At 68.5% G+C, this 2,905-nt stretch carries 1 pseudogene; it reads left to right on the forward strand.

The window, feature by feature from the left end:
* Positions 1-2,905 (forward strand): annotated as a pseudogene (locus tag J2847_RS33790) (hypothetical protein); the annotation flags it as partial.

Below are 2,905 nucleotides of genomic sequence, written 5' to 3' on the forward strand. Positions count from 1 at the left end.
GGCGAGTTCGGCATCGGCGTGGAGGGGCGTGACGGACGCTTCAAGGCCCGGACGCTGACCGGCGAACTGCCCGGTGACTTCGGCAGCCTGGATGAAGCGGTCATCGCCGGCTTCAAGGCCAACGTCAGCAAGGGCCTGATTTCCGCGTCGGACGACGTGCTGAAGGCCATCGGCACCAGCACCAAGACCGACATCAACGAATGGCTGGGCGACGTCTCGTTCGCCAAGACCTTCCGGCCGCAGTTCGACTCGCTGATGGCGAATCTGGATCCGGTGTCCAACCAGATCAAGACGTTCACCGAGGCGAGCAAGCAACTTGGCGAGCAGGTCCAGGCCAACATCGTCGAGTGGCGGGACACCGCGTCCCGGCTCGGGCTGGCCACCGAGGGCGAGCTGACCACGGCGGCACGGCGCGGCATCGAGGCGATGATGGGGCTCGGTCCCGTCACCCAGCCGCTGGTCGGCATGGCGGCGGCGACCAAGCAGGCGGAAATCCAGTTCGAGGCGTTCCGGCCGGCGCTCGCCTCCCTCGGCTACACGGCCGAAGAGGTCGCCGACATGGCGACCCGCTACACCGCCAAGCTGACGACCGCCTACAGCGATGCGGTCGGGCTCCTCCAGCGCCAGGGCGGCGTGTCGGTCGCCGCGCTGGACGGTCGGGGCACCAGCCTGTCGGCAGCGGATACCTTCCGAGCCGCCGGTGCAACGGTGGAGGCCGTGACAGCCCCAGCCTTCGCGGCGCTCGCCGATGGTCTGGACGGGCTGACGGCTGCCGCGCGGCGCGGCGCGCTGACCTATGCCGACGTCGAGGCCGGCTGGCGCGCTCTCAACCAAGCCGTTTATGACGGCGTGCTGACGGCCGACCAGTACACCACCGCCGTCGGCCTGCTGACGACCGCCTACCAGGACAGCCAGACGGTGCTGTCCACACTGCGGCAGGGCTGGACCTCGGTCCAGGCGATCACCGAGCCCCACCGCCAGCCGACGGCGACGGACGTGCTCGATGGCGCGATGGTCCGTGGTGGTGCGGAGGGTGTGGCGGGCCTACGGGACCAAATGGACGGTTTTTTCGGTGCGGTGCGCGCCGGGACCGCATCGTTCGGTGATCTGGCCGCCACCTACGGCCAAGCCGCCAATCTGTACCGCGCAGGGACGATCACGGGCGAGCAGTTCACGACCGTGGTGCAGAGCCTGACGACGGCGTGGACCGACGCGGCCAACGCGGCCAAGGCCCTGACCGCCTATCAGTCCGACATCACCAGCCGGATGTATACCTCCGTCGGGGCGTCCCGGACGGCGGGGTTGCTGGCGCTCGACCAGCAGCAGGCGGTCGAGTTGGCGCAGGCGCGGGATGCCGGCTACGACACGACCCGCCTGCAAGAGGTGCAGGCGGCCGAGCGGGGCCAGAAGGCGTTCGACCTTGCGCGGGCCGATGTCCTGGAATGGTACGACCGTGAGATCGCGGCCAAGCAGGAGCTTGTGACCTCGCTCCAGGACGGCGCCATCAAGATCGTCCAGATCGCCAAGCAGTTCCAGCAGGCGGCCGACAGCATCCGGCTCTCCGAGGATGCGCCAATCAGCCCGCAGGAGCGGCTGGCCGAAGCGGTCCGGCAGTGGAATGTGGCGCTCGGCACCGTCCGGTCGGACGCGGCCACTGACAGCGAAAAGGAAACCGCCCGGTCGATGCTGACCCAGCTCGGCCAGACCCTGGTGTCGATCGAAAAGACCAACTCGGCCGGCACCGCCAGGACCCTCTATGACGAGGTGCTCCGGGTTTTCGGCGAACTGGGCGATGTCACGGGGCTCGGCGTCGACACCGCGGACCGGCAGCTTCAGACCGCCAACGACAGCCTGAAGGAGTTGCAGAAGGCCCGCACCGAAGCCGCCAATCTCGGCCAGCGGCAGCTCGGCAGCCTGGACAGCATCGTCAGCATCATGAACCAGTCGTACAGCCTCTGGCAGGCGTCGCTCGTCCCGGCCAACCAGAACACCGGCACCCCGACGTCGGCCACCCTGGACCAGATGTTGAAGGGGCTGACCAAGGACACGCTGGGCGGCATCATCGAGTGGGCCAAGGCGCAGGGGCCGGAAACCTATCAGAAAGCGCTGGTCGCGGCCGACACCCGGCTCGGGTGGGAAAACAACCCCTACCGCTACGCCGCGCCGGCGGATGTCGCCACGATGGATGGGACCGGCTTCGGCATCGACGACGCGTTGGGGTTCCTCAAGCAGTTCGGCTACACGGGCCAATTCGACAGCAACGCGAACGCCTTCATCCAATCGCATGGGATCGGAGACCAGTACACGGCGTTCCTGCGGGACTTCAAAGCCCGCAACTCGGTGGAGGGTAAGCGGACCCGACTGGCGGCGTTCACCGACGCCCAGATCGAGGCGGCATTCGGCGGGATGGCGGACATCCAGGCGGTGCGGGCGGCCGATCCGGGGTTCGACCTACGCCGCTGGTTCGAGCAGTTCGGCATCAACGAGGTGCTGTCGGGTGCCCGCCACATCCCCGGATTTGCCACCGGCACCCTCGCCACCCCGCCCGGCGCCGTCTGGGTGGGTGAGCGCGGTCCCGAGCTGATGTGGCAGGACGGCGGGGCAGCGGTCGCCTCGTCGGCCGACAGCCTGCGGATCGCCGGCATCTATGCGTCGGCGGTCAACGACCGTTGGTCGGCGACCAACGTCAGCGACTTCCGGCCGGCGGCTCCGGCCCGGCCGGAACGAGGCAATGGTCGGGACGCCGCCATCCTGGCCGAACTACGCCGGCTCAACGACCAGATCGCCGAACTCCGGAAGGCCGTGCACGACGAAGAGGGCTCCGCGCAGAACCAGCGCGGCGTCCTGCTGACCAAGCTGATCAAGACGGTGGAAGCCTTGCAGGCCGAACTGGCCGAGCAGAAGC

This window comes from Azospirillum agricola, assembly GCF_017876095.1.
In the GTDB taxonomy this organism is placed as follows: domain Bacteria; phylum Pseudomonadota; class Alphaproteobacteria; order Azospirillales; family Azospirillaceae; genus Azospirillum; species Azospirillum agricola.